Annotated in this window: 35 protein-coding genes; 19 read left to right on the top strand and 16 right to left on the bottom strand. The window is 59.8% G+C overall.

Annotated features, from left to right (window positions below; translation table 11 throughout):
- Positions 1–18 precede the first annotated feature (18 nt).
- Positions 19–1275, top strand: coding sequence for a Glu/Leu/Phe/Val family dehydrogenase (locus tag V5N12_RS07525; protein ID WP_332898540.1), 1257 nt, complete (start codon positions 19–21; stop codon positions 1273–1275).
- A gap of 69 nt (positions 1276–1344) precedes the next feature.
- Here the strand turns inward: V5N12_RS07525 and V5N12_RS07520 are convergent, their stop codons facing one another.
- Positions 1345–2487, bottom strand: coding sequence for an acyl-CoA dehydrogenase family protein (locus V5N12_RS07520; protein WP_332898539.1), 1143 nt, complete (start codon positions 2485–2487; stop codon positions 1345–1347).
- A 124-nt stretch (positions 2488–2611) separates the two neighbouring features.
- Here V5N12_RS07520 and V5N12_RS07515 point away from each other — a divergent pair, with 124 nt between their 5' ends.
- Positions 2612–3409, top strand: coding sequence for an RIO1 family regulatory kinase/ATPase domain-containing protein (locus V5N12_RS07515; protein ID WP_332898538.1), 798 nt, complete (start codon positions 2612–2614; stop codon positions 3407–3409).
- A 629-nt stretch (positions 3410–4038) separates the two neighbouring features.
- Entirely contained in the window at positions 4039–4689 is a 651-nt protein-coding gene (locus V5N12_RS07510; RefSeq protein WP_332898537.1) for a hypothetical protein, read from the top strand.
- A 377-nt stretch (positions 4690–5066) separates the two neighbouring features.
- Here V5N12_RS07510 and V5N12_RS07505 read toward each other — a convergent pair whose 3' ends face one another.
- From V5N12_RS07505 to V5N12_RS07495, 3 genes are all read right to left on the bottom strand, one after another.
- Positions 5067–5504, bottom strand: coding sequence for an SRPBCC family protein (locus V5N12_RS07505; protein WP_332898536.1), 438 nt, complete (start codon positions 5502–5504; stop codon positions 5067–5069).
- Between the two features lie 105 nt (positions 5505–5609).
- On the bottom strand, positions 5610–5834 hold the full coding sequence (locus V5N12_RS07500; RefSeq protein WP_332898535.1) for a DUF7123 family protein: 225 nt from the start codon (positions 5832–5834) through the stop codon (positions 5610–5612).
- A 42-nt stretch (positions 5835–5876) separates the two neighbouring features.
- Positions 5877–6065, bottom strand: coding sequence for a DUF7525 family protein (locus V5N12_RS07495; RefSeq protein WP_332898534.1), 189 nt, complete (start codon positions 6063–6065; stop codon positions 5877–5879).
- 95 nt (positions 6066–6160) lie between these two features.
- Here V5N12_RS07495 and V5N12_RS07490 point away from each other — a divergent pair, with 95 nt between their 5' ends.
- Together V5N12_RS07490 and V5N12_RS07485 are read left to right on the top strand one after the other, a co-directional pair.
- The gene (locus V5N12_RS07490; RefSeq protein WP_332898533.1) at positions 6161–7333 is read left to right on the top strand and encodes an LEA type 2 family protein; all 1173 of its coding nucleotides are present in this window, start codon (positions 6161–6163) and stop codon (positions 7331–7333) included.
- Positions 7334–7447: 114 nt separating this feature from the next.
- On the top strand, positions 7448–7819 hold the full coding sequence (locus tag V5N12_RS07485) for a DUF7528 family protein (RefSeq protein WP_332898532.1): 372 nt from the start codon (positions 7448–7450) through the stop codon (positions 7817–7819).
- Here V5N12_RS07485 and V5N12_RS07480 read toward each other — a convergent pair whose 3' ends face one another.
- Positions 7820–8854 (bottom strand): PhoU domain-containing protein, encoded by a 1035-nt coding sequence (locus V5N12_RS07480; protein ID WP_332898531.1) that lies wholly within the window; start codon positions 8852–8854, stop codon positions 7820–7822. It abuts the gene before it with no gap.
- An 86-nt stretch (positions 8855–8940) separates the two neighbouring features.
- On the bottom strand, positions 8941–10005 hold the full coding sequence (locus tag V5N12_RS07475) for an ATP-NAD kinase family protein (RefSeq protein ID WP_332898530.1): 1065 nt from the start codon (positions 10003–10005) through the stop codon (positions 8941–8943).
- A gap of 116 nt (positions 10006–10121) precedes the next feature.
- Between V5N12_RS07475 and V5N12_RS07470 the strand changes: the two genes are divergently transcribed.
- Both V5N12_RS07470 and V5N12_RS07465 read left to right on the top strand, forming a co-directional pair.
- Complete coding sequence (locus tag V5N12_RS07470; protein WP_332898529.1) at positions 10122–10511, top strand: hypothetical protein; 390 nt, start codon at positions 10122–10124, stop codon at positions 10509–10511.
- Between the two features lie 45 nt (positions 10512–10556).
- A complete protein-coding gene (locus tag V5N12_RS07465; RefSeq protein WP_332898528.1) occupies positions 10557–10685 on the top strand; it encodes a hypothetical protein in 129 nt (42 codons plus the stop codon).
- Here V5N12_RS07465 and V5N12_RS07460 read toward each other — a convergent pair.
- From V5N12_RS07460 to V5N12_RS07450, 3 genes are all read right to left on the bottom strand, one after another.
- Complete coding sequence (locus V5N12_RS07460) at positions 10676–11368, bottom strand: competence/damage-inducible protein A (RefSeq protein WP_332898527.1); 693 nt, start codon at positions 11366–11368, stop codon at positions 10676–10678. The two genes, V5N12_RS07465 and V5N12_RS07460, sit on opposite strands and share 10 nt — an antisense overlap.
- A 48-nt stretch (positions 11369–11416) precedes the next feature.
- Positions 11417–11830, bottom strand: coding sequence for a hypothetical protein (locus tag V5N12_RS07455; protein WP_332898526.1), 414 nt, complete (start codon positions 11828–11830; stop codon positions 11417–11419).
- Between the two features lie 177 nt (positions 11831–12007).
- Positions 12008–12274 (bottom strand): HAH_0734 family protein, encoded by a 267-nt coding sequence (locus V5N12_RS07450; protein WP_332898525.1) that lies wholly within the window; start codon positions 12272–12274, stop codon positions 12008–12010.
- Positions 12275–12412: 138 nt separating this feature from the next.
- Between V5N12_RS07450 and V5N12_RS07445 the strand changes: the two genes are divergently transcribed.
- The 7 genes from V5N12_RS07445 (at position 12413) to V5N12_RS07415 (ending at position 15887) form a co-directional block, all read left to right on the top strand.
- Complete coding sequence (locus V5N12_RS07445) at positions 12413–12796, top strand: hypothetical protein (protein ID WP_332898524.1); 384 nt, start codon at positions 12413–12415, stop codon at positions 12794–12796.
- A 190-nt stretch (positions 12797–12986) separates the two neighbouring features.
- Positions 12987–13268 carry a 50S ribosomal protein L44e gene (locus tag V5N12_RS07440; RefSeq protein WP_332898523.1) on the top strand — a complete coding sequence of 94 codons (282 nt, stop codon included), beginning with the start codon at positions 12987–12989 and terminating at the stop codon, positions 13266–13268.
- Positions 13269–13272: 4 nt separating this feature from the next.
- Positions 13273–13446 carry a 30S ribosomal protein S27e gene (locus V5N12_RS07435; RefSeq protein WP_332898522.1) on the top strand — a complete coding sequence of 58 codons (174 nt, stop codon included), beginning with the start codon at positions 13273–13275 and terminating at the stop codon, positions 13444–13446.
- Positions 13443–14243, top strand: coding sequence for a translation initiation factor IF-2 subunit alpha (locus V5N12_RS07430; RefSeq protein ID WP_332898521.1), 801 nt, complete (start codon positions 13443–13445; stop codon positions 14241–14243). Before V5N12_RS07435 ends, V5N12_RS07430 begins: the two co-directional genes overlap by 4 nt.
- On the top strand, positions 14240–14422 hold the full coding sequence (locus V5N12_RS07425; RefSeq protein WP_332898520.1) for an RNA-protein complex protein Nop10: 183 nt from the start codon (positions 14240–14242) through the stop codon (positions 14420–14422). The genes V5N12_RS07430 and V5N12_RS07425 overlap by 4 nt, the downstream gene beginning before the upstream one ends.
- A 6-nt stretch (positions 14423–14428) precedes the next feature.
- Positions 14429–15178, top strand: coding sequence for a proteasome assembly chaperone family protein (locus V5N12_RS07420; protein ID WP_332898519.1), 750 nt, complete (start codon positions 14429–14431; stop codon positions 15176–15178).
- 175 nt (positions 15179–15353) lie between these two features.
- Positions 15354–15887, top strand: coding sequence for a J domain-containing protein (locus V5N12_RS07415; RefSeq protein WP_332900082.1), 534 nt, complete (start codon positions 15354–15356; stop codon positions 15885–15887).
- Here the strand turns inward: V5N12_RS07415 and V5N12_RS07410 are convergent.
- Together V5N12_RS07410 and V5N12_RS07405 are read right to left on the bottom strand one after the other, a co-directional pair.
- Positions 15884–16660 carry a DUF7839 domain-containing protein gene (locus tag V5N12_RS07410; RefSeq protein ID WP_332898518.1) on the bottom strand — a complete coding sequence of 259 codons (777 nt, stop codon included), beginning with the start codon at positions 16658–16660 and terminating at the stop codon, positions 15884–15886. The genes V5N12_RS07415 and V5N12_RS07410 overlap by 4 nt on opposite strands.
- Positions 16661–16796: 136 nt before the next feature.
- The gene (locus tag V5N12_RS07405; protein WP_332898517.1) at positions 16797–18053 is read right to left on the bottom strand and encodes an NAD(P)/FAD-dependent oxidoreductase; all 1257 of its coding nucleotides are present in this window, start codon (positions 18051–18053) and stop codon (positions 16797–16799) included.
- Between the two features lie 84 nt (positions 18054–18137).
- Here V5N12_RS07405 and V5N12_RS07400 point away from each other — a divergent pair, with 84 nt between their 5' ends.
- Both V5N12_RS07400 and V5N12_RS07395 read left to right on the top strand, forming a co-directional pair.
- Positions 18138–19328: a threonine synthase gene (locus tag V5N12_RS07400; RefSeq protein ID WP_332898516.1), complete on the top strand. Its 1191-nt coding sequence runs from the start codon at positions 18138–18140 to the stop codon at positions 19326–19328.
- An 81-nt stretch (positions 19329–19409) separates the two neighbouring features.
- A complete protein-coding gene (locus V5N12_RS07395) occupies positions 19410–20051 on the top strand; it encodes a LysE family translocator (protein WP_442904961.1) in 642 nt (213 codons plus the stop codon).
- 11 nt (positions 20052–20062) lie between these two features.
- On the opposite strand, the gene V5N12_RS07390 is transcribed toward V5N12_RS07395, so the two are convergent.
- Positions 20063–20743: an HD domain-containing protein gene (locus V5N12_RS07390; RefSeq protein WP_332898514.1), complete on the bottom strand. Its 681-nt coding sequence runs from the start codon at positions 20741–20743 to the stop codon at positions 20063–20065.
- Between the two features lie 113 nt (positions 20744–20856).
- On the opposite strand from V5N12_RS07390, the gene V5N12_RS07385 reads away from it, so the two are divergent.
- A complete protein-coding gene (locus tag V5N12_RS07385) occupies positions 20857–21567 on the top strand; it encodes an alanyl-tRNA editing protein (protein ID WP_332898513.1) in 711 nt (236 codons plus the stop codon).
- 126 nt (positions 21568–21693) lie between these two features.
- Positions 21694–21870, top strand: coding sequence for a DUF7501 family protein (locus tag V5N12_RS07380; protein WP_332898512.1), 177 nt, complete (start codon positions 21694–21696; stop codon positions 21868–21870).
- Between the two features lie 2 nt (positions 21871–21872).
- On the opposite strand, the gene V5N12_RS07375 is transcribed toward V5N12_RS07380, so the two are convergent.
- The 3 genes from V5N12_RS07375 to V5N12_RS07365 form a co-directional block, all read right to left on the bottom strand.
- Positions 21873–22358: a peroxiredoxin family protein gene (locus tag V5N12_RS07375; RefSeq protein WP_332898511.1), complete on the bottom strand. Its 486-nt coding sequence runs from the start codon at positions 22356–22358 to the stop codon at positions 21873–21875.
- 75 nt (positions 22359–22433) lie between these two features.
- Complete coding sequence (locus tag V5N12_RS07370; RefSeq protein WP_332898510.1) at positions 22434–22598, bottom strand: DUF1059 domain-containing protein; 165 nt, start codon at positions 22596–22598, stop codon at positions 22434–22436.
- A gap of 83 nt (positions 22599–22681) precedes the next feature.
- Entirely contained in the window at positions 22682–22909 is a 228-nt protein-coding gene (locus tag V5N12_RS07365; protein ID WP_332898509.1) for a hypothetical protein, read from the bottom strand.
- Positions 22910–23104: 195 nt separating this feature from the next.
- Here V5N12_RS07365 and V5N12_RS07360 point away from each other — a divergent pair, with 195 nt between their 5' ends.
- Entirely contained in the window at positions 23105–24667 is a 1563-nt protein-coding gene (locus tag V5N12_RS07360; RefSeq protein WP_332898508.1) for a pyridoxal phosphate-dependent decarboxylase family protein, read from the top strand.
- A gap of 13 nt (positions 24668–24680) precedes the next feature.
- On the opposite strand, the gene V5N12_RS07355 is transcribed toward V5N12_RS07360, so the two are convergent.
- On the bottom strand, positions 24681–25034 hold the full coding sequence (locus V5N12_RS07355) for a hypothetical protein (RefSeq protein ID WP_332898507.1): 354 nt from the start codon (positions 25032–25034) through the stop codon (positions 24681–24683).
- Positions 25035–25093: the final 59 nt, after the last annotated feature.

Genomic DNA, 25093 nt, shown 5'->3' with positions numbered 1-25093 from the left:
GTCCCATTTTTACAGGGTATGTCTGAAGAGGCGAACCCATTCGAAAGCCTACAGCGACAAATCGACAACGCGTCTCAGTTCCTCGACGTTCGATCGGATGTTTTAGAGCGGCTCAAACATCCCCAGCGCGTGCTCGAAACGAATCTGAGCGTGAAGATGGACGACGGAACGATTGGCGTGTTCAAAGCCTTCCGCTCGCAGTTCAACGGCGACCGCGGGCCGTACAAAGGCGGGATTCGCTATCACCCGGGTGTCACCCGCGACGAGGTCAAAGCACTCTCAGGGTGGATGGTGTACAAGTGCGCCGTCGTGGACATTCCCTACGGTGGCGGCAAGGGTGGCATCGTCATCAACCCCAAAGACCACTCGGAAGGCGAACTCGAACGCATCACGCGGTCGTTCGCAAAGGAACTGCGCCCGATTATCGGTGAAGACCGCGACATCCCCGCACCCGACGTGAACACCGGCCAGCGCGAGATGAACTGGATTAAAGACACCTACGAGACCCTCGAAAACACGACCGCACCCGGCGTCGTGACGGGGAAAGCCTTAGAAAGTGGCGGCAGTGAAGGCCGCGTCGAGGCGACCGGTCGTTCGACGATGCTCACCGCCCGCGAGGCGTTCAACTATCTCGACAAAGACATGGAAGGCGCGAGCGTGGCCGTCCAAGGCTACGGGAACGCCGGTTCCATCGCCGCCTACCTCATCGAAGACCTCGGCGCGAACATCGTCGCCGTGAGCGACTCGTCGGGTGCCGTGTACAACCCAGACGGCTTAGACGCCCGCGCGGTCAAGGAGTTCAAAAACGACACCGGCTCGGTCACGGGCTACGCCGAAGCCACCGAGGAGCTGACGAACGAAGACCTCCTCACCCTCGACGTGGACCTGCTCGTCCCCGCGGCGCTCGAAAACGCCATCGACGGCGACCTCGCGAAGCAGGTTCGCGCAGACGTCATCGTGGAAGCCGCAAACGGCCCACTCACCCCCGAGGCCGACGAAGTGCTCACCGAAAGCGACGTGTACGTCTTCCCCGACATCCTCGCAAACGCCGGCGGCGTGACGGTCAGTTACTTCGAATGGGTACAGAACCGCCAGCGCTTCTATTGGTCTGAAGAGCGCGTCAACGACGAACTCGAGACGATCATTGTCAACGCGTTCAACGGCCTCGTGGACGCCTACGAAACCCACGGCCTGCCAAGCTTCCGCACGGCAGCCTACGTCGTCGCTATCCAGCGCGTCGTCAAGGCATTCGAAGAAGGCGGCACCTTCCCCTAAAACCGCTCGCGCCCGCTCGTTTTCCGACAATTCTGAAAAATCAGGTTAGTGACCGCTCGGCCTTTCGCCTTACAGCCCGAGTTCGCGGCCGATGATGAGATGCTGAATTTCGGAGGTGCCTTCCCCGATTTCCATGAGCTTTGCGTCGCGGTACATCCGCTGTGGGGCGAAGTCGGTGGTGTAGCCGTAGCCGCCGAGCACCTGCACGGCGTCCTCTGAGACCTCGCGGGCGACCTCACTCGCGTCGAGTTTGGCGAGCGCCGAGGACTTGGTCACGTCCATGCCCTGGTCGTACTGCCACGCCGACTTGTGGGTCAGGAGGCGTGCGCGTTCGATTTTGCGGTCCATCGAGACGATTTTGTCGCGGATGGCGTCGAACTTCGAAATCGGTTGGCCGAACTGTTCGCGCTCTTTCGAGTACTTGTGGGCGGCTTCGTAAGAGCCCTGTGCGATGCCGACCGAGAGGGCGGCAATCGAGATGCGGCCGCCGTTTAGCGTCTTCATCGTCTGTTTCCAGCCTTCACCAACCTCGCCAAGGAGGCGGTCTTCAGAGACGCGAACGTCGTTGAACTGAATCTCGCAGGTTGGGGAGGCGTTCAAGCCCATCTTGTCCCAGACGGTCGTGACTTCGAAACCGTCGTCGTTGCGCGGGTCGACGATGAACGTCGAGATGCCGTCGTACCCGGCGTCGGGGTCCGTAACGGCCTTTACGAGCACCGAACCGGCCTCGCTCGCGTTCGTAATGAACTGCTTCGTGCCGTTGATGACCCACTCGTCGCCGTCTTTCACGGCGGTAGTGTCCATGTTCGAGGCGTCACTGCCGCTGCCGGGTTCGGTGAGCGCCCACGACCCGAGATACTCGCCTTCTGCGAGCGGGCGAAGCCAACGCTCTTTCTGTGCGTCGGTACCGAACATTTCGATAGGTTTCGAGGCAAGCGAGATGTGTGCAGCATAGGAGAGCCCGACAGAGCCGGAGGCGCGCCCGATTTCTTCGGTCGTGAGCGCATACATGAGTTGGTCGCCGCCAAGCCCACCGTACTCCTCGGAGATGGGGACGCCCATCATGTCGAGGTCTGCGAGGGCGGAGAACACTTCGGTCGGACAGCGGTGTTCGTCCTCGATTTCCTGTGCAATGGGGACAATCTCCTCGTCACAGAACTCCCGGACGGTATCTCGAATCATCCGGTGTTCTGCAGGTAGGCTGAAATCCATACCCGAAGATTCGGGCAACGGAAGATAAAAACACCGACAATCATTAACGACTGTGCCACGCGGTGATACGGCGCATAAGCGTTCTGGCGAAGACATATGTCTCCGGGCCGCCCGTATTTTTCCAATGGCATTCAGGCGGTTCCTCCGCGGCCGGATTGAATGGGACCGATTAGAGTCGGTCGCAAGAGCAATCGCCGAGCGCTACGACGAAGACGAGGTTCGCATCGAGTTTCTCGAAGCCGACAACTGGCTCTCTACACCCTGTGTCATCAACGAACGCTGGTTCGTGAAAATCATCACCGAGCAGAACTCGTTCGTCCACGCCCTGCTCACGACGGGCCGCAACATCGGTGCGTTTACGAGCGGAACGGAGGGCTTTTTCGACCACTTTGGAACCGCCTACGGCATGGCCGAACACGAGTTCGAGGCGACGAAGAAACTGCGCGAAATCGGCATCAACGCCCCCGAACCCGTCGAAGCCTTCGAATTCGAAGACCTCGGCGTGCTCGTCCTCGAATATCTCCCCGAATTTCGCACGCTCAACGAGCTGTCGGGCCGCGAGGCACTGTCCTACGCGCCGGAGATGTTCGAGTCGCTCGCCACCATGCACGACAACCGCCTCGCCCACGGCGACCTCCGCGGTGAGAACGTCCTCATCGCCAACAACACGCTCTACTTCATCGACGCGACCAACGTGAAAGAGTCCGGCCTCGCAGACGCCCGGTCGTACGACCTCGCGTGCGCGCTCGCAGCACTCGAACCGCTCATCGGCGCAAGCTCGGCCGTAGACGCCGCGCTCGAAAGCTACAGCGTAGACGAGCTGCTCGCCGCACAGGACTTTCTCGACTTCATCAACATGCGCCCCGACCACGATTTCGAAGCTGGAGTCGTGAAGGGTGAAATCGAAAAACGCGCGACCTAACCTTGGTGACGCTGTGGGGCCGTCGGCGAGTCCACGTCGCGGGCGATTCTTTCGAAGTTGGATGAGTAGCGCCTTGGTAGTCCCTGTACAAAACGCGAGTCTTTTTCTGGGGGGCGTCCGTTGTCACAAGTGTGACTTAGGCAGGTAGAACCGTTCTACCAGTTGCCTTCGTCCGATTGACTGCAACGAATACCATCACGCCGAGAGTAACATCGCTCGCGCATCTATGCCTACCTAACGGTGCATATGACTCAAGTGTGCGTCTCGCTTCCAGATTGATGGGATTCGGGGAAACCAGCCGGAACCGAGAAGTTCTGGCCGCACACCAGCCACATCCATGAAAATAGCCTACTCACCGAGTGGCAACGCTCGACCGACGATAGCTCCACGGGCACATTCCAGAAAGATTGATAAAATTATTGGAATGTACGGTTTGATTGACAATCTTGGTACACAGTCTGTCAAACCTCCAAAATCACTTATATCACTGTATGTCCAATTTTCTGATGGGAAAGGGCAATTGTCGGTATCGACCGCCATGCCCCTCAACAGGCCAGTTCCAACGATAACATTCACTCATTCGACGAGTGGTAACGCTCGGCCAACCAGCCCACGCCTACTCCATGCCAATGTCCACAGATAACCCACACTCGGCCACGTCGCAGCCAACCGGCCCGTACACTGAAGACGACCTCACCAACGCTCTCATCGAGCACACACGCGAGCGAGAGCAAGCCAGCCGCGAGGACGGCGTCCCAATCAAATCCGCGTTTCACGACGTGGAAGTTCCCTACTCCCATTACGGGAATCGCGGTTCAATCGACCTCTACGAGCGAGGAATCGGCGGCGTGCACGTATTCGAGTTCAAGTCGGATGCTGCGCTTAATTCCGTGACCGGCGCAAACGCGGTGATTCGTCAGTTCAACCGCGCACGAGCGCATTTCTTCCCCGGGAGTGCGTACACGCCTCGGCCAACGACGCCTGTGAGCTTCGAACTCTGCTTCATCCCGAGTGAACGCACTGCCCGGCACGTCATGGAGAATCAAGAGATGTACGCTACGTTGCCGGGCACTGACCCGTCTGGGTTCGACGTGAAAACGATTGTGACGTTTCGACATCCTGAGCACCCGGGAAAGCCGTTGCTCTTGTTCACGGAGAATTGGGGAGTGCAACACGCACCGTTCGAGGACTACTCGGCGTACGCTTGCAGGACGAATCCGGTGGCGTTCGAGGCTGCCGAACCCGTGTTGCAGTCTTTATGGGCTGGCGAAACCGCGTAGGTCAGGAGAGTCAGATGGGTGACTGTTAATTTCATTTCCACTCAGGATGTGGCTCTCGGTTATCAAACTCACCGTCCACGTCGCTACAAGGTTAAATCAAATCCTACGTACCGGCAGAAGGTGAATGAGGTTCAAGAGTCATGGTCTATGTTCCTGCAGTCGCTCTGGAAAGCAGATTTCAAGTGATGATGGCTGAGTCGCGTGTGCGCCCTGCACGCGACCGAGCCGTGGTGACGCTGCGGCGGGCGTCGGTGGACCGTGGCCATGACGGTCCGATGTGGCGGTGCGTTGTTACCGGTCTGACGAGAAAAGCGTCGTCCCGGTGTCTGAGAGAAGACACTCACCACACATAAATTCGCGCATTGTCGACCCGGTTGTTACTCGGCTGAGTCGCGGAGGTCTGCGAGCAACGCAGCTTCGAGATTGGAGAGCTCTTTGCTCAGATTGCGTTTGAAAAATCGCTCGACACCCGGCACTTTGCCTTCCACGACGAACCGATTTGCGAGTTTCGTGCCAGTCTCCGTTTCCGTGAGTTCGTGTTCGCCAACAACGTGCATCACCGACGACTTGCCGACGAACTTGATGAACGCCGGTTCCTCGCGTTTTACGTCCTCTGTGCGCACGGGAACGGTTTTGTTGATAAACGGAATGGGGAGGCTGATTTGCCACGTGGCTTTCGTCCCCTCCTTGTTGTCGATGGTGTAGGAATCGACCACGCTGATGTACTCTGCGCGTTTGGCCGGGTCTGCGATGAACTCCCAGACGCGAGCGGGGGTGGCGGGCAACTCGAACGTTTCTGAAACCCGGACGGTCATACGACACTCCTACTTGCTCGCCACGTAAAAAAGGCGCTGACTGGGGAGTACGCCCTGTCCGAATACGCGTGTCGTAAAACGACGGTGCAGAAAGCGGGTGCCCGATTAGCCAAGCGTCACGCGCCACGTCGTCGAGCGGGCGCGACCCCATTTTTCGATTTCGATGTCCTCTGACTTCTCAGAAAGACGGGGAAGGCGGACGCCAACCTGCTTGGCTGTAAGCCCAATCTGTTCTGCGATGTGCTTCGCCCGGAAGTAGCGTTCTCCCTTGGCGACGCTCTCTCGCAGGTGCGCGAGAATTCGCAGGTCCTCATCTGTGAAGTCTGTCATCAACAAGTAAATACGACGCTCAACGGTTTAACCGTTACCGACTCAGTTGCCGTAGACGTGCAAGGTGGTAATCAAGATACACCCGAACACAATGGCGGCAGCGAAGCCGTAGGCGGCGTTCAGCGTCTCTGGGAAGACGTACATCACGAGTACTCCAACGAGGGCGAGTGCGCCAAACAGCATGGCCATGCCAATGCCCTTGTCCGTCGCGGCGGCGGATTCTGCGGTCATATCATGTGGTAACGACAGGAGGGTCTTAGTTCATTCTTTTCCGGCGACGGCCTGCCGTCCGAAGAACTATACAGGAAAGCGCATATCTGAGCATAATGGCAGGGGCAAAGACACTCGTTTTTGGGAGTAAATTGAAGGTTCTCGTCGCAGTCGTCGGCCTCCTAGTCGCAAGCATTGGCGGCGCGTGGGCGCTTGGCATCATCGGCGTCCCGGTCGTCGGCGGCGTCGAGAACCGGTTTACGGGCGTGAGCGACACCCAAACCGCCATCCAGACCGACCTCGTCGTCTCGAATCCGAACCCCATCAGCCTCCAGCTCGGGGGTACCTCGGTGGAGTACGACGTGGCGATGAACGACGTGTCCATCGCCTACGGGAAAAAAGAGGGACTCGACATCGAACAGGGCAACACAACCCTCCAGTTCGACACGCGAATGGATAACGAGAAGATACCGGCGTGGTGGGTCACGCACATCCAGAACAACGAGACGACGAACGTGAACATCAACGCGCAAGTTCACTCCTCGTTGCTCGGGCGCACGTTCAACGTCCCCCAGTCACAGCAGATCCACACGAATCTGATTGGGCAGTTGAACTCAGACGAGACGCGGCCGATAAACGCCAATCAGGCGGTTATCTCGGATCCGGTGCTCTACATCAACCAGACGAGCGCGACGTGGGGGACGGTCACCGACCAACAGACGCCAATCGACCTCCAGTTCGTCCTCTACAATCCAAAGGCGACGCCCTACACCATCACCGAACTCGGCTACACGATTACGATGAACAACATCACCGTGGGCGAGGGCGTGACCGACCGCTCGCACGTCATCCCCGGCGGCGCAACGGAGACGGTTGCGACGACGGCAACCATCAACAACCAGCTGCTCGATGACTGGTGGGCCTCCCACCTCAGAAATAATCAGGTCACAGAACTCCGCATCGACTTCTACGCGAAGGTGCAAGTCGGCCAGAGCGGCCCCTCCTTTAGACTCCCACTCGACGATTTGACCCACACCCAGACCGTCGAAACGGACATCTTCGGCACGAAAGACCAGACGGACATCGACACGAACCTGAACAGCAGTACCTCGACAGACGACGAGCAGACGCAAACCGCAGAGACCACGACAACCGAGCAGTCGGATGAAACGACAGCGTCGACCACGGAAACCACGACCACGGAGACCACCACGACCGCCACGGAAACCACCGACGACGGCGGCATCCTCGACGTGCCACGCTCCCCGCTCGCGCTCGTTCGTCGGTAGGCGATAGCATTTTATTCCGGTCTCGTGTAAATTCGGCTACAATAACACGGAGTACCCACACTCCTGGTCGCGTTCTTCTCCCGTGAGCATGGCGTAACGGCGGACGGTGACTCGGTGTTTGTGACAATCGACGGCGAGACTCACGAGTTGCCACCCGCGGTCGCCCAGCAGTTGCACGACGACCTCGGCGACGCGCTGTGCCAGCGCACGGAGTTTTTCAAAACCGTCAGCGAGTACCGCGAGAATGGCTCGTATCGCGTGAGTCGCCGGGCGGGGAGTTCTTCGGGCAACGCAGAAGTGTTCCGGCGTTTCGAGGAGTTAGAGCGACTCTACGACCGACTGCCAGAGACGTTCACTGCGACGGACGTCGGTAAAAGCGGAATCACCGGGTTGTGTCGCCACCTGTTGGTGCGACACGTCGCTGAGCATCCGGCGTTCGATTGCCGTATCACGCGGCGAAATCCGTTGGCGGTGAAAAAAGCGTAGTTACCGAATCGTCGTGTGTTCTGACTCCTCGTTCAGCGCGAGGTTGGTGGCGATTTCGGCGTTGCGGACGGCGTACTGGGCGGTCTGCTGGAGGCTCACGAGCACTTCGCGCACCTGCAGGAGGTCTTTGTTCGACATCTCCGGGAGGTCATCGAGAATCTCGTGTTCCTTGTCACCGATTTCTGCGAACATCCGACGCACCTCGATGGTCATATCGAAGTCACGCTCGACCGCAGAGCGGACGGCGAGTTCCGTGATTTCGTTCACTTGGTCGGTGAACTCGCGGATGCGGCGCATCGTCGCAGAGTCGACGTTCAGGGTGTGCCCGTCGGTTTCGATGACGGTCTTTGCGATGTCTTCTGCGTTGTCAGCCGTCAGTTCGAGGTTTTTCGCAATCGACCGGTAGCCGATGAGCGGGAAGCCGTCTGCGAGGCCAACAGCTCGGGCGAGGTTCGGATTCTGGTAAGCGGTGAAAATGAGGCGAAGCAGGAGGACGAAAATCTTGTTTGCCTGACGCTCTCGGTTGAGCGCGCGCTGGGCCAAGTCGGGGTTTCCGTGGGCGAGTGCCTTCACGGCCTCGTTTCGCATCGTGCTGCCCGTCGATTCGAGGCGCTCTAAGAGGTTGTCGAGGGTGAAGTCTTCAGGGTCGACAGAGCATCGAATCGCAATTCGGTCTGGGGTTTCTTCGATGACGCCGAGGCCCATGAGCTGGGTCTCTGCGTTGTACACCGCGTTGATGTGCGCGCTCGTGAGCGTCTCACCTTCGTCGGCTTCGACGTGAATGACGCGGCGTCCGAGGACGTACTGTGCCACGATTGCCCGTTCGACAGAATCCGCATCGAGGTTTTTGGCGTGGATAATCGCTTCTGACTCTTCTGCCTGCGCGGACTCCGGCATGACCGTGAGCGTCCCCTTTCCACCCATCCGAATCGTTACCTCATCGCCCTTCTCGACACCGTGTGCCTTCGCCCACTCTGCGGGCAACGTCATTGCTAACGTCGAGGGGCCGAGTCGCTGTACCTTACGTGTTTCCATAGGGAGATTACTCTATTTGCACGACCTTATATCTCACTATATGGGAACCCTATACCCCATGCTTCGTACTAGGGACCTATGCATTGTTAAACCGTTTTCAGCATCCGCCGCTCGAATCGCCCGACTCGAACCTGATACCAGCCCTTTAACTCCTCGTCAAGCGCCGCATCACCCGTGTCAACGCGGAGGACGCCGATGTCGTCGATTTTCGCCCGCGAGCCAACAACGTCGATGTCACACCGGCGAATCACGGCCGGTGAAAGCTGGTGGTTCCCGCGCCCGAAGATGAAGCCTTGTCCGCCTATCGGGGACACGACGATGCGATTTCGTTCACCGAGCGCGTCGAGAATCTGTTGTTCACGGGCGTCTTTGACGAGCAGGTCGCCGTCTTTCCACACGTCGACGCCGAGCGGCGAGCCGTCGAACCCAAGCGCAGTTTTGATTGCGCCGACCGTGCTGCCGGGGCCAAGCACGTAGGTGACCGTTGGGTCTACGTCTTCGACGAATCCCTCGACGAGCGTTTCAATCGTTCCCGAGGAGAGCTGTTTTGACGATTGGAGGCCCTCTGCGACCGGAACGTTCACGACGGCTTTGAGTTCGGCGCGCACCTCGCCTGCTCGATATGCCTCCTCGTCTATGTCCATCACTTCGTTTGGCTCGCTACGGGTGTAGGTGGCTGCGATGCGCCCGGCCTCCGCAGGCGAGACAGCGAACACAGACGAGTAGATTTTCACCCCCGCCGGGACGCCGAGCACGGGTGTGTCTGCGTCCAGTTCCGCGAGTGTCTCTGCAATGTCCACGGCGGTGCCATCGCCGCCGACGAACAGAATCAAATCAACGCCTTCCGCGACGAACCGACGGACGGTTTCGCGGGTGTCGGCGGCACTCGACGCTGCAGGCGGTTCGTAGACGAGTTCGGGGTCGAATCCGGCAGCGGTGACCGCGAGTTCCCCCATCTCACCGGCGGCAGTGAAAATCGTGGTGTCGGGGGCGTCAGTTGCGAGGCGCTCGATGGCGGTGCGTGCACGTTCGGGTGCGCGCGGCTCTGCGCCGAGTTCGCGGGCACGCTCGACTGCGCCGTCGGTTCCCTTGAGGCCGACGCGCCCGCCCATGCCAGCGATTGGGTTCACAACCACGCCGATGCGTCGCATACCTGTTCATGTGCGAGAGCGATAGAAAAGGCATGCGGTGGCGCCATTCGAGTTCCGCGAAGGCTAACTCTTATAGTCCTTGTTTGTGACATATACACCGACTTATAAACACCACCATGAATATTGAAGGCCTACAAGCGGTTTTGGAGTATGCGACGGCGTGTTTGGGGGAGAAGTTGCGAGCGGTCGGCTACGCCACAGAAGCGGAGATAACGTACACGTTCATGCGAGAGGATGTCTCTGAACTCTACGATGAACTTGCGTTTTCGCGTATCCGCGACGAACTCGTCTTGAGTACGCTCGAACAGCGCCACCACGAAGGGCTGTACGCCGTCGGGTCGCTCAAGGCAACAGTGCGTGTCTTCGAACAAGCCGTCATGGTAATCTTTGACGATTTGGTCGAATACGGCGCGGTCATCCTCTCGTTTGACACTGACGCCGAATGTTCGTTCGTGGAGTTTCTCAGCACCTGCCGGTCGCACCTCGAAGCGGCTGAGTCCCACTGAGCCAACGTATCAACATTTATGCGAACCCGCTTGTAACGGCCATCCATGTATGTTCCGCTCGCTGAGATGGGAGAAACGGCGTTCACTGCAGGACAAATGAACCTTATTGGTGGGGGTGTCGGGATTATCGGCCTCGCCATCGTCGGCGCGTGGTGGTACTCGCTCTACCGATAGGCTTCCGTCACACGTTCCTGTAACCACGCTTTCGCCGCTGAGACGGCGTCTTCGTCCTCGCTTTCGAGTTTTATGCGAACGTTCTCACCGGGATAGCTCCCGACTTTCACGCCGAATTTTTCCTGGACTTCGTTCATCCGGTCGATGAGCGCGCTCTCTGGCTCTGCAGCAATCACCTCGTCTGTGTAGCGTTTCACACCCGAAAACTCGTCTGCGACGAGGTCGAACATCCCCTTCATCTCGGCGGGCACGCCCGGGAACACGTAGACGGCGTCTACGACACACCCCGGCGCGACGCCGACTTCGTTCGGGAGCATCCGCGCGCCGACGGGCAGGTGGGCGGTTCCCGTGGCGAGGTCATCGTGGGAGTAGCCGCCGTGGGTCGTGAGCCACGCAAGAGCTTCTTCGTGGCGTTCGACAGCACGGCCGAACGCAGCCCCGATGCCCTCCATCGTCAGGTCGTCGTGGGTCGGGCCAAGCCCGCCGGTCACGATGACGGCGTCGTATTCTGCGTGGTACTCGTTTACGACGTGGGCGATGTCCGCGATGCGGTCGGGGACGACTGTGACGCGTTCGACGGTCGCTCCCCGAGCGTTCAGTTGCTGGGAGAGCCACGTCGCGTTCGTGTTGACGGTATCACCTGCAAGTATCTCATCACCGACGGAAACGAGGGCCACGCGCATAGCAGTCGGTAGGTGTGGCACTCGTAAAAAGCCACAGTTGCCAGTGACTTACGTCACCACGAAGTCTGCGAACATCCCCAACTCGTAGTGGGAGGGGAGATTACAGATGAGCGCGTAGTGGCCCGCGTCAAGGTCAAGTGTCAACGTCGCTGTCGCTTCGTCCTCAATATCTTCGACTTCGTCTACGAGTTCGATACCTTCTGCACCCGCTTCGTCTACCGCCCCGTCTTCGTCGGTCGGTAGCTCTCCAGCCATAATCTCCGTCTTCAGTACTACGAACTCATGGAGCGATGGCCCCACGTTCGTGATGTCGAACTGAATTCGGCCAGCGGAGACCGAACTGTCACTCAATTCGATTTTGAAATCGGACAGCGTCACATCCACTGTCGTGTCCGGGCTTGGGCCGGAACCGCCCGTACAGCCAGCGAGTGCGACAATGGCGAGTCCCCCAGTTGCCTTCAAGAAGGTGCGTCTGCCAGTACTATCTCCACGTTCCCCACTCGGTACTCCTCTTGACGCAGCCGTTGTGCTGGCCATACGATATGATAGGCTGGTTGGGGGAATACACCTATCGTCGGGTCTCAGAACGTGAGACGTACTTTTGGGCCAGAATCAGGTTCGAGAGGAAAACCGAGTTTCTCAAACAGCGAGGTCGCCTTTCGCTTTCACGACGACGATTTCCGAGGCGTCTACGGCGTCTACGTCTAAGTGCATCGGGATGAACTCCCGGCGCTCGAAGGCTTCCAGTTCGTCTTCGGTACCGATGGTACACCAGAGCTGGACGCGGTCTGGCCCGTGGTAATCGCCCTGTCGTGCGACACCAAAGCAGTGCATTTGTTCGCCGTCGTATTCGATGATACCACCCTTACGGATGCCGGGGTCCCCGTGGATGATGAGCCGCTTCATGGTCTCGGATATGGACGTGGGTGAAATTATACTGTCGGTTGTCGGTGACTGTTGTAGGCTAGCAGTGAGACGGCAAACCGAACCCGTGCGTCCTGTAGTCACAGAAGGATTTTGGTCGTAGCGTGCGTGGGTGGTGTAATGTACGGTCGTCGCCCATTTCTCCTCGTCCTCGCAGCTTCCTTGTCGGGCTGTTCGCTTATCCCAACCCAGTCCACATCGCAGTCGAGTTCGCTCTCGCTCACGATTCAAAACGAGAGCAGTTCACCGACCGACGTGACCGTCACGGTCACCGACGCAGATGAGACGGTACTAGACGAAGAAACCGACCGCCTTGACGTGAGCGTTGGTCGATCCTTCGATTTCACCGTCACAGAGCGAGGTCGCTACACGGTCACTGTGTCAGGGACCGACTGGAAAACAGAACAGACGTGGGACACCGAGACGTGCGCGTCGTACAGTGCGACCGTCCGATTCACCGACGACACGCTCGAAAATTCTGGAGAATGCGTCCAACCGCGATAAGGCGTGGCGAGACAGCGCACCGAGAGCGAAGTTACAGAGACACAGAAAATTGGCCGATAGTTGGTACTCTGTGTGTGAGCGAGTAGCGCGAGGACTCCCGGAGGGCGGGCGGACGCGCCGCGCGTGAGACACGGATAAACCAAATGCGTTTTAAGGCGTGGCACGTTACGGCTGAAGTAAGGGATTAGCTATGCAGATGCCACGACGCTTCAATACGTACTGTCCGCATTGCCAAACGCATCACGAACACGAAGTCGAGAAAGTTCGCCGCGGTCGCGAGACCGGGATGAAGTGGATCGACCGCCAGCGTGCCCGTGGCAAAGCCACGATTGGTAACGCCGGTAAGTTCTCGAAGGTGCCTGGTGGCGACAAGCCAACCAAGAAAACGAACCTCAAATACCGCTGCAGCGACTGCGGCAAAGCCCACCTCCGCGCTGGCTGGCGGGCAGGCAAGCTTGAGTTCCAGGAGTAATCTCATGGCAGGCTCTTTCATCACCGTCAAATGCGCAGATTGTGAGAACGAACAGACCCTCTTCGAACGCGCAGCCACCGAAGTTGCGTGCGCCGTTTGCGGGCACACGCTCGCCCGCCCGACCGGCGGCAAAGCGGCCATCGAGGGTGAGGTCACAGAGGTCGTCGAGTCACGATGAAATACAGCGGCTGGCCCGAGCCGGGCGAACTCGTCGTCGGGAAGGTCGAAGACATCGAGAACTTCGGTGTGTTCATCGACCTTCAGGAGTACGACGAAAAGCGCGGACTCGTCCACATCAGCGAGGTGGCCAGCGGATGGATCAAGAACGTTCGTGACCACGTCCGTGAGGGACAAACTGTCGTCTGTAAGGTGCTCTCTGTCGACGAGAGCTCCCAGCAGATTGACCTCTCTATCAAGGACGTAAACGACCACCAGCGCAAAGACAAGATTCAGGACTGGAAAAACGAGCAGAAGGCCGATAAGTGGATGCTCATCGCATTTGGCGAGGACATCGCCGACGACGAGTACGCCGCCATCGCAAACGAACTGCTCGACGAGTACGGCAGCCTGTACGCCGGATTCGAGGCCGCCGCGATTCACGGCGCAGAAGCCTTAGAAGAGACGGGATTGGACGATGACGAAGTCAGCGCCATCGTCGAATCCGCCCGCGAGAACGTGTCGGTGCCGTACGTGAACGTCACGGGCTACATCGACCTGCGCTGTCCGGACCCGGACGGCGTGGACGTCATCAAAGAGGCGCTCAAGGTTGCCGAAAGCGACGACGACCTCTCCGATGACATCGAACTCTCCGTCAGCTACGTCGGGTCGCCCGAATACCGCATCAAGGTGAAGGCACCGGACTACAAGCTCGCCGAAGACGCGCTCGAATCGAGCGCCGAGCGAGCAGCCGACTACATCAAGGCAAACGGCGGTACTGCCCACTACCACCGCGAGCGCCACGAAGACGACGAATGAAATCCGACATCCGGGTGTGTTCGGCGAGTGCGATCGCGCACGACCGCCCGGTGTACACGCTTTCTGCGACCTGCCCCATCTGTGGAGCCGAGGCCGTAAATTCAGCCCCGGCGAAGTTCAACCCCGAAGACCCCTACGGGGAGTACCGACGCGCACTTAAGCGCCGAGAACACGAGTAGGGCCATATGGACGAGTTTGATATCGAGGTCTTCGCAGACCCAGACCTCTCTGACCCGATTCTTGTCGAGGGGCTGCCGGGTGTTGGGCACGTTGGAAAGCTAGCCGCAGAGTACCTCGTTGAACAGTTAGATAGCGAACTGGTACGCCGCGTCTACTCAGAGCACTTCCCGCCACAGGTGACCCTCGAAGACGGGATTGCAGAACTCACCTGCGCCGAGTTCCACGCCATCGAAGGCGACGAACAGGACTTGCTCATTCTCACGGGCGACCACCAAGCACAGGACAACGCTGGCCACTACCACCTCACGAACGCCTTCCTCGACATCGCAGAAGAGTTCGACGTCTCGAAAATCTACGCGCTCGGTGGCGTGCCAACCGGCGAACTCATCGAGGAGTACGCCGTCCTCGGCGCGGCGACGAACGAAGATCTTGTTGAATCGCTCGAAGAACTCGACGTTGAGTTCCGCGAGGACGAACCTGCAGGCGGCATCGTCGGCGTGAGCGGGCTCATGCTCGGCCTCGGTCGCCGTCGGGGGATTCCTGCGGCCTGTCTGATGGGCGAGACGAGCGGCTACCTCGTCGACCCAAAAAGCGCCCAAGCTGTGCTCAAAATCCTCGAAACCGTGCTCTCGGTCGAACTCGACTACGAGGACTTAGAGGAGCGCGCAGACGAGATGGAAGACGTGATGGGCAAAATCAAAGAGATGGAGCAGGGTTCGAGCGCGACAGACGAAGACTTGCGCTATATCGGCTAACGATTCCCTCATTTTCACCCGTTTGCGGACGAGTTTCTTCGAGTAGCCAGCCGCCGCACCTGCTGTGCGCGACGTGCCCACACGGTTCATATTCGTCGCGCCCAAAGACACCGGTGTGATTGGTGAGCTGTTGGCGGTGTTGCCAGACTGGCTCGTCCTTGGAGTGGCCCTCGGCATGGTGTTTTCTGTCGCCATCGCGGCCACTTTCATCGTCGGCGAGCGGCTGTACCCGACCGCTCCGATAGACCCGAGGCGGGTGTGGAGCGGCGACGAGCGCAGGCGCGCCGAAATCCGCGAGTTTCTGCGAACCATCAACGAACCATTCGCAGAGAATCACTTCGTAGAAGGCCAAACCGTCGCCTTCTACCTCCCGATGCGCGACGTAGCGATTACGTTCGACGCCCGGGCGTACTACCGCATTGAGCGCTCGCCAACCTACGCCGTCCTCGTCGAACACGAGATGCCGGGCTTCCAGCTCGCCGGACGCCTCCCCTTTGAGACGCCGGAAATCGAACTCACCGATGGGACGCCGGATGCGACGAGTATGGCGTTCGCCGTGCTTGGCGTGCCAAAAACCGCGAGCAGCAACGAGTTGAAACAGGCCTACAGAAAGCGCATCAAAGAGGTGCACCCCGACCACGGCGGCGACTACGAGACGTTCACGCGCGTGCGAGAAGCCTACACGACGGCGAAAAAGCGCGCGAACTAGAGGTCTGCGACTTCGTAGGCCAGACCAGAATCGCGGAGCGCGTCGGTGACACGCCCGGCGGTATCGATGGTGGTGACGACGACCACGTCCAGTCCGCGGCTTGCAGCGTCTGCAGCGACTTCACCGGCGGCGAAAATCGTGTCCGGTGTGAGCGAGAGACTGCGAAGCGTGCCAACCGCTTCGACGCCCATCGCGGCGACGAGGTCTGCGCCTTCACACGCCTTTGCGAGCGTCTCTAAGTCTACCTCGTCGGTGCCCGCGCGGATGGGTGGGACCTGATAGACGGTGACGAGGCCGGGTTCTAAGTCGATAACACCCGAAAATCCGGTGACGCCGACGACCTTCCCTTCCTCAGCCAGCGTCGTCGTCACGCCGGTCGCCGGGCCGTCGTCGCCGGGCGTTGCGTGGAGGAGGCCATCCACAATCGAGAGCGTCACCGTCTCGCCTGCCTCGACCGAGTCGGTGGCGATTGCGGCGTCTTCACCGACGTTGCCGAGCACGTCGTCGGTGACGTGTTCTGCGAATCTCCGCACGTCGGTCGCGGCCTGGAACAACCAGTCGACGCCCTCTTTGGTCACGCGGTAGCGAGAGCGCCCCTCTTTGCGGACGAGGCCTTCATCTACGAGGTCGCGGATGTATTCACTCACAGCCTGACTCGTCACGCCAACCGCGGTAGCAATTTCGCCTTGGCTCACGGCTGGTTGCCGGTCTGCGATTTCGACGAGGATGCGAAACCGTGTGGCAGCGCGCTTGTTTTCGAGAACATCCGCCATGTCCCATCCTACGGACGGGGGGCTATAAATTGTACTGACAGCTGTACGGCGATGGGTCTGCTCGCCACGAAGGTGACGGGGAGAGACAACACGGGTACAGCTGGCAGTAGTTGTCGCCTTACTGAACAGGTGCGCATTAGGACTGGTCTTCGATGACGGCTTCTGCGGCCACCCGGCCACTTTTGAGCGCGCCCTGAATCGACGACCACTGCGTGTAGTCACCCGCGAGGTAGACGTTCTCGCCGCCGTCGCGCACGTCCGGCAGGCGGTCGTGGATGCCCGGTGGCTGGCTGAACTGGGCGAACTCGATGCGATCTGTGTGGATGTGGCGAAGGCTGCCGAAGGACTGCTCGGGGAACCACGAGGCAAGCGCATCGCGCGTCTGCTCGGCGAGCGCCGCGTCCGTTTCGTTAGGCAGGCCGAGGTACGTCGCGCTCACGAGGTGTTCACCGCCGGGGGCGTAGTTCGGACAGACCGCAGAGAGTGGCGCGACGTGGTTCGGCCCCTCGTCGGTCGCATTGAGCACGAGTCGTCGGTGGGTTTCGAGCGGCACGGAAATCGAGTAGTACTGGGTGACACAGGAGTGGGCCTGCGTTGGAATCTCCGAACTACCGGTTAACTCGCCTGCGGCTTTCGGGTCAGTTGCGACGACGACGGCATCTGCATCGAGCGTTTCACCCTCCAACTCAACGGTTGGTGAGTCGCCGTCGAAGACGCCAACGGCGTGCGTTTCGAGGCTGATGTCGGCACCGGCGCGCCGGGCGCGGGCTGCGAGTTGTTCTGCAATCGCTCCCATTCCCTGTTTGGGCACCACCGTATCGCCCGTTGCGAGCATGCTGAAGGTGTAGTCGAACACCGCCCCAGAGGTCGAAAGCGACCGGTCGAGCGTGATGCCGCCGTAGAAGGGTGCGGCAAAGTTGTCGATGAACGCCTGAGAGAACCCACGCTCACGCAGCGAGTCCTCGATTGACTGGTCTACACCGTCGAAGAACGTCTCAGGGTCGGTGCTTGTGAGTTCACGCCGAAGTTTCAACACACGGGCTTTGTCGCGAAAGGTCACCTCGCGGTTGAACAGCGATTCGGTGAGGTCGCCGGGATTCTTAAACGGGTCTGCGAGCGTTGCGCGGTGTCCGGGCCGGGCAATCGTCGCGCCCGGGGAGAAGGCGTGGAGGTCGAGCGCGTCGAAGTCGAGTTCGCGTCGGGCGGCGGGGTAGGCCGTAAACAACACCTGAAAGCCGCGGTCGAGGGTGAAGCCGTCTTTCTCGATGGTCTGGACGCGGCCGCCGACGGCTTCTTGTTGTTCGACGACGTGGACAGAAAATCCGGCGTCAGCGAGGCGACGGGCGGCGACGAGTCCGGCGAGTCCGGCTCCCAGTATCACGACTGTGGTCATGGAAATTTGTTGGCAGGCAAGACACTAAACCGTGTTGCGCGTCCAGACAGACAGCGATTAGTCGATTGGTTCGAACACACAGGTATGGAGACGACTGCGGCCTTCCGCGGCCTTACGTGCACAGAGTGTGGCGAGGCGTTCGACGCCGAGGACGCGCCTCACCGCTGTCCCGATTGCGGCGGGATTTTGGATGCGACGTACGACTACGACGCCATCGACCTCACGCGCGAGGAACTCGAATCGCGCCCGTTCACGGGGATGTGGCGCTATGAAGAACTCCTCCCGTTCACCCGCGCATCGTGCGTCACGATGGACGAAGGCGCGACGGCGCTTGTCGAGGCTCCCGACCTCGCAGATAGCCTGGGCGTCGGGCGCGTGCTCATCAAAGACGAAGGTCGGAATCCAACGGGGACATTCAAAGACCGCGGGCACGCCGTCGCCGTCACCGCCGCCGTCCAGCACGGTGCGACCGACATCGCCCTGCCCTCTGCGGGGAACGCGGGCCAGTCGGCGTCCGCCTACGCCGCCCGCGCAGGCCTTGCCTCCCACGTATTTCTCCCGTCTCGTTCGCCGTTCGTGAACAAGGCGATGGTCAACGTCCACGGCGGCGACATGACGGTGGTCGAAGGGCGCATCGACGACGCGAGCGAGCGTTACAAGAGCGAAATGGAAGGAGAAGACTGGTACTCGACCGCTACCTTCGAGACGCCCTACCGCCACGAGGGCAAGAAGACGATGCTCTACGAAATTATCGAGCAGCTTGACTGGGAGGTTCCAGACGCAATCCTCTATCCTACCGGCGGCGGTGTCGGCCTCATCGGGATGCACAAAGCCGCAACCGAGTTCCGCGAGTTGGGACTCATCGACGAGCTTCCGCCGATGTACGCCGCCCAAGCCTCCGGCTGTGCGCCAATCGTCAAAGCCTTCGAGGAAGGCAACGACCGCCACGAGCCGTGGGAGGTTCCGGACACAATCTGTGGTGGCATCGAGATTCCGAATCCCGGTGCGAGTCCGTTGATTCTTGACGCCATCCGCGAGTCGGGCGGCGGTGCGGTTGCCACCGACGACGACGACATTCTCGACTCGGCCGTCGCGGTCGCCCAACAGACCGGCGTCGAGATGGGTGCGACCTGCGGGGCCGCCGCGAGCGGCGCGTGGGAACTCGCAGACCGAGGTGAATTTGACGAAGATGACACCATCGTCCTCATGAACACCGGCGCGGGCAACAAAGAAGATGACATCCTCCGCAGTCACCTGATGGGCCTCGGCTTCTAACCGGGAACACCACCCTTTTCGCAGTTTCACCCCTATGTGCCACCAATGCTGGAAGCCCTCTCGACGCTCTTTGCGGGCGTTATTTTCGGTCTCGCAATCGCTGCGCCCCCCGGCCCGATGAACGCGGTTATCGCAGAGGAAAGCGTCCTCCGAGGCTGGCTCGCGGGCGTTCGCGCCGGACTCGGCGCGTTCACGGCTGACGTGGTGTTTTTCGTGCTCGCGTTGTACGGAGCCGTGACGTTTGTCGAAACCTATCCGACCGTCCGTGGCGTCATGGTCGGCGCGGGCGGCATCTTGATGTGTTATTTCGCCTACGGCGCAGCAAAGAGCGCGACACAGAGCTTTACGGGAACCAGTCACGGCGATGAGCAAAACGGCTTCAAAAAAGCGTTCGTGCTCGCGCTCACGAACCCCTACCAAATCGTGTTCTGGCTCACGATTGGCGTTGGCCTGCTCCAACCCGGCACTATCGACGTGTTCGCACTCGTGCCCTACGTGGGGGACTCACTGACCGGGTCGCTCGTGGTCGAAACAGGAAGCGCGATGCTTCTCGCCGGATTTTTCGGCGGCATTCTCGTCTGGGTCGGCGGCTTTCCGGCAATGCTCGTGGCTGCCGAAAGCCGGATGGACGCCGTCGCGCCCGCCGTCGCCTACGCGAGCGCGGGGATTCTCGCGCTGTTCGGCGTCCTCTTTCTTTCTGACGCAGCGAGAACGCTGCTCTAAAGCGAATCAGCTTACAGCTCGCTTTCCATCTCAGCGATTTCGCCTTCGAGCCATTCTTGGAACCACTTGACGCGCTTTAGGCGCTCGAAGGCAATCGAGCGAGCGGTGTCGCTTTCGACGCGCTGGGCGGCGTCGCGGCCGCGTTCGAGCACGCGTCCGACCATCTCGGCCGAATCCATGTGCGTGCGCGCCTCGTACCCCATCCGCAGGAGCATGAGCGCCGTGCCGTTCGCGCCGACCTTATCGAGCAAGTCGGCCTCGATGAGACACCGGGTTTCCAGTGTAAGGTTCGAGAGGTCGCCCTGATAGGAGTGGTCGGTAATCGAATCACACACTTGGACGATGAACGACTCTGGGTAGTCGCCGTGTGATTCGAGAAACGCGCGGGCGACGCGAGCGCCCTCTTCTGCGTGAATCTCTTGGTCTGCTTCGAGTTTGGCAACGTCGTGAAACAGCGCGGCGACGCGCGTCACGTCCACGTTTGCCCCCTCTCTGCGCGCGATTTTCGTTGCAATCGCCACCACGTTCAGGATGTGGTTGTATCGGTACTCCGCAGAGTGCCACGGGTACCACCGCATTCGGCCACCCTCGTCTTCGTTTCGGACGGACGCTTGGAGATAATCAAAGACAAACTGCTTCATCTCCTCGAACGCCTCGTCGGTGATGGGTGACTCCTGGATCTCAACTCCCACAGAATCGCCTCCCGAGCGTTGGTGATGTGTTCATGTTACGTAGAAAAACGTATGTACCACTCTTTAGCGTTACGACAACCCGATTGATTAATAACGAGCCTCCTCTAGCAGGTATGGACACGACTCCACAGTATCTCACCGATACTGCCGCGCGGTCGTTCGAGACGACCGTAACGCGCGTCAAAGACGATCGCGTTGTACTGGCTGAAACCCTCTTCTACCCCGAAGGCGGCGGTCAACCCGCAGACCACGGCACCCTTCGCGCAGACGACACCGAGTGGACCGTCACGGACGTCCAGAAAAAAGACACCATCTACCACACGCTCGCAGGCGACCCACCCGAAGAGGGGACGACCGTTTCGGGCGAACTTGACTGGGAACGGCGCTATGCGCATATGCGCTATCACACCGCCCAGCACCTCCTTTCGGCGTTGCTCATTGAGGAGTACGACGCCCCGACGACGGGGAACCAACTCTACACCGACTACGCGCGCATGGACGTCGAACACGACCGATTTGACGCAGCCGACCTCGCGTACATCACCGACCGGATGAACGAACTCATCGAAGACGCGAGACCGGTGATGTGGTACGAGTTAGACCGCGAGACCGCAGAACGCGAACTTGACCCCGAGCGCACGCGCATCGACCTGCTGCCGAAATCCATCGACCAGCTCCGTATCGTGGAGATTGAGGGCTACGACCGCACCGCGTGTGCGGGCACGCACGTCGCCAACACCGAGGAGCTAGGCGAATTCGAGATGCAGGGCAGAGAGTCGCGGGGCAAGGGCTTCGAGCGGGTGCGATTCGTGCTCCACGACTAACCATCCAGAAAACCCTTATTTTTGGACGTTTGTCTGCGAGAATGCGCGAATTATCTGCGTTAACGGCCAAAGAATTATCTAATAACACATCGAAACACATTCCATATGGCGCAATCAGCTGAACATATGCATACTTCCCCGGTGTGGAGTGACCCGGAACACTGTCCGTTCTGTGAGGCAGCGTTGGTCGATGGTGGTTCCGGCTTCATCGACCACATCGAGACGAGTCAATCGTGTAATCAAGGATTCAGTCTGTGGCGCCAGCAGGTCGCAGACGACATCGGCAGCGAGTGGGGTGGCTAAGCCTAGTCGGTGTACGGTCGCTCGAAGCCGAGGTTGATGAAATGTCGCGCGTAGTTCGCGTACGTCCGGTCTGCAGCGTTTTCAGCGACCTGTTCGTATTGCACGATGCCCTCTTCGTCTACGATAAACGTCCCCGAGAGCGGAATCTTTCCGTGTTTTTTCGACTGTTCGGTGCCCGAGTAGGCAGACACCATCTCGAAGTCGGGATCTGAGTAGAGTTGCAGCTTCAGGCCAAAGCGGTCGCGCATCTCTGTGAGTTTCGAGACGGGGTCGTGGCTGACCGGAATGATGGTCGTGTCGTGATTTCGCCAGAGGTCGTAGGCGTGGTTGCTGAACGTCTGGAGCTGTTCTGCGCAGTACGAACACCAGTGACCGCGGAGCGTGAGCACGACAACGGGGCCGTTTTCGACCGCGTCTGCGAGCGAGAGCGTGCTTCCGTCGGTGCCGGTGACCGTAAACTCCGGTGCCGGTGTGCCTTCGAGTGACATGCTCGTTCTTGTGAAAGCCCCGGCTTTACGCTACGGGTTGTGGCAACCTGAAAAAGGACGAGTTGAACGGGTGATTTAGGCCGACTTCATGACGCCTTTGACGTCGTCCGTCGAGTAGTCGAGAGCGTGGGTCTCTTTTGCGTGCATTTTGACCATCTCGATGAGCTCGTCTTGGTTCTCAGAGCGAACCATGAAGTCGCAGTCGTTGCCAGCGTCGCGGCAGATTACTTGGTGAGCCATTGGTGTAGCCTCCCACAGAGAAAGGCGAGCGTTTCACGTAGTTATTCGTCGCTTGCAGCCGCGTAGTCAGGAAAAGTGGCGTATTAAGCTTCGTCGTCACGCTGTTCGCGGTGGAGTTCGAGCGCCTCTTCCGGGGTGACGGTTTTCCACTCACCGTCACCGAAGCATACCTGTACCATCCCCGCAGGGATTGTCGTATCGACCTCGACTGCGTGTTCGACGGCGATGTGTTCTGCGAGCCTGTCCTGTGCGGCCTGTGTCGTCGGCGCAACGGCGTGCCAGCCGCAATCGTCGTGGGGACAGCGAAGCATTCGTGGCTGGACAAGCAAGGGGAGTGGCTTAATGCTTTCTTAACCGGTGCTAGCACGACACACAACCCGCACGCCCTCTGCGGTAGCCACGAAATCGGGAGACTCAGCGCCGCGAGAACACCCCAGCAGCAGGTGTATCGCTATTTCAAGAGTGTCGCGGTGCTTACTTATCGAATCGCACAGCCAACCTCAGCTATGGCATCGCGCGGCCACCAATTTTCGACCCACGACCTGACACCCGCAGAGTTCCGCAAGCTTGGGTACCAAACCGTGGACATGCTTACGGCGTTCTACGAGGACGTCGAGACTCGTCCCGTCTTCCCAGCAAAGTCAGAGCAGGCGGTCGAAGCATTGTTCGACGAACCGCTTCCGGAACGAGGGCAGAACCCGGAGACGATTCTCCGCGAGTGGGAGACAAAAATCCTCCCGAACGCGACCCACAACACCTCGCCGCGCTACTTCGGCTACGTGATGGGGTCTGGGACCATGATGGGAACGCTCGCAGAGGCGCTCGCTGCGGCCGTGAATATGAACACCGGGGGGTGGAAGCCCGCACCCGCCGCGACGGAAGTAGAGCGCACGGTTCTCTCATGGCTCGCAGAGCTTATTGGGTACGACCCGGACTGTGGCGGCCTCTTGACCAGCGGCGGGACGATGGCGAACTTCGTCGCCATTCTCACCGCACTCAGGAACACCGCCGAGTACGACACCACCGCAGGGGGTCTCCAATCGCCCACCCGAACCGGGCGTTATACGCTCTACATGGCCGACCACGAGGGCCACTCCTCCATCTTCCGCGTAGCCGATATGCTCAACCTCGGCCGCGACGCCGTGCGTCTCGTCCCGAGCCACGACGACTTGACGATGGACACGGACGCACTCGAAACACTTCTCGACGCAGACATCGAAAACGGCGATATCCCCTTCTGTGTCATCGGACAGGTCGGCTCGATTAACGTGAGCGCCATCGACCCACTTCCAGACATCGCGCGCATCTGCGACGAACGCGGCCTGTGGTTCCACGCAGACGGTGCGTGTGGCGCAGTCGGCGCGATGCTTCCCGAACTCGCCACCAAGTACGAGGGATTAGACCGCGCAGACTCGATAACGCTTGACCCGCACAAGTGGCTCTACGTCCCCTACGAGTGTGGCGCGATTCTCGTGCGCGAGCCAGACCGCCTCCGCCGGTCGTTCGACATGGAGGCGCCGTATCTCCACGGCACGCTCCCCACTGCGTACGAAGGCCACGACTTCTACCAACACGGCCCGCAGATGTCACGCGGCTTCCGGGCGCTCAAAGTCTGGATGAGCCTCAAACACTACGGCGTACAGGGCTACCGCGATCTGCTTCGCCAGAACATCGAGTGTGCCCACCATCTCGACACGCTCGTGCGACGGGAACCCGACTTAGCGGCGATTCAAGAGCCGAACCTCTACATCTATTCGTTCCGGTACGTGCCCACAGACCTCGGCACAATCGAGTCGCTCACGGCCGAGCAACAAGACGCCCTCGACACGTATCTCGATACGCTAAATCAGAAAATAACCGACGCAATCCAAGAAAGCGGCCTCGCGTTTTTCGGCACGAGCGCCATCCATGGCCGCACCGTGTTGCGCTTCTCGATTTGCTCACACCGGACGACGCTCACGGACATCGAAGATGTCGTGCGCGCGATTCAAAATGCGGGTGTAGCGCTCGACCGAGCGGACAGACCGACGCTCGCTCGCACGTATCCGGTGTTCGCGCGCGAGGAGTAACAATGCCCTGCGGTCACTGCGACCGGTCTTCGTCTTCGATATCGACGTGAATCGACTCTTGGGTCTGTTCTTGAGACTGTGACTGTTCGTCGCCCATGATTCGCGTTCTAAGGTCGTCGGTGAACGACTGGACGCGGTCTTTCAGCGTCTCAACTTCGTTTTCGAACTGCTCTACGTTCCGTTCGACGTAGTGGACACGCTGGTGCGGAATGCGTCGGATGGTGTCGTTGCCGTGGTCGTCTTCGCCGGTTTTGACGATCCAGTGGTCCTGAAAATACGCGACGTGCTCGTTATCGACCGTCTGCTCGACAGTGCCGTCGGGGCTGTCATACACGATAGTCGCCTGACCGAGGTCGTTTTCAACCATACAGGCACACACCGCCAGACACAGAAAGGTGTGTGGGCCAATCGTGGACACCGAAACGG

Source organism: Haladaptatus sp. CMSO5, assembly GCF_036689885.1.
Lineage (GTDB): Archaea > Halobacteriota > Halobacteria > Halobacteriales > Halococcaceae > QDMS2.
This window is presented reverse-complemented; position numbering and strand designations above follow the sequence as displayed.